This is a genomic window from Mesorhizobium sp. WSM4807 (genome assembly GCF_055811615.1).
Window position 1 is genome coordinate 1 of record NZ_JBVVQY010000100.1, and the last position, 1,164, is coordinate 1,164.

Sequence of the window (1,164 nt, forward strand, 5' to 3'; positions counted from 1 at the left end):
CGAAGTGGGACCGCAGCACATGTCCGCCTGCTGGCTGGCGAAGTGAACGCCGACCCTGCGCTTCTCAGACGTGCTCAGCCCAGTCTGATCAATCCGCCTCGATAGCGGCCAGGTTACGATTAAGTGACAGATCGGTTGGGCTTCGTGCAGGGCCGGCGCAGCTAAGGGGCGCAGACTTCTCGGCCGCCATGCGGTGTCGCCGCAACGTGCTGCACGGCCGAGCTCCCACTGAAATCAGCGATGGAAAAACGGAGCGCTTGGGACCACGAATGAGAACCCATGACTCTCCCTCGAAACGGAGGAGAATGGGTCTCAGGTTACTTTTCGATCGCCTTGTCGACTGCCATCGGCACCCCGCCCTCCTCGCCGACCCGCGAAGGAGAGGGGCGTGGGGATAGTCAAGAACATGTTGGTCTGGTGCTTCATCGTGGCGGCGACGAAGTGCATACGGAATCTCCTTTCAGGCGGACCGAAGCGCCCTCAGCCTTCGGCTACTCCCGGCGGCGCACACTCAACTGCAGCCACCGCATAAGGAAACGCCGACACGAATAACGCGGGCGACCTATTCAAATCGCACGGCATTCGGTTGACTGCGTTGGCGATTTGCCGGTTGTCTCACCGCTCCTGCAGCGGTGCGATCTCAGCCGAAGATGTTGGACGGCGTGGTGTTCAAGATCAATGGACTAGGCTCGCGGGAAACGAATCGGGTAAGGACATGACGGAGCGTACTATGTGGCATCTGCCGATCGCGCGCACCCACCACTTGTCCGCCAGTGCAGGCGTTTTGAGCTTCGTCGGCGGCGCGGGTGATTTCGACACGGCGGGACGGATTCGCAACCCGGGCGACCTCGACAGACAGATGGAAGGCGCGATGGCGAACCTGGCGGATGCGCTCGCCACCGAATCCTGCACCCTCGACGACCTGGTGCGGATCAAGGCGCATTACACCGCCGAACGCGACGACTGGGAGGTAATCGCGGCAGTGGCCCGCTTCTTCAAGGCGGACCCCATGCCCGTGATCAGCACGGTGCCAGAGCCCTTGCAGCCTTTCTCCGGCCAGACGATTCAGATCCAGGCCATCGCCCAGCGCAGTTGGCGGACGCACTGCGACGTTCGAGCGGCGCCGCGTCCCGTACCGTCCGAGAGACGGGCCCTCTTCGGCGG

The 1,164-nt window shown here is 62.9% G+C and carries 1 protein-coding gene; it reads left to right on the forward strand.

What is annotated here, in order from left to right; all coding sequences use genetic code 11:
• Positions 1-730 precede the first annotated feature (730 nt).
• A partial coding sequence (locus tag AC0L3N_RS33850; protein ID WP_473552026.1) for a hypothetical protein occupies positions 731-1,164 on the forward strand: 434 nt, incomplete at its 3' end.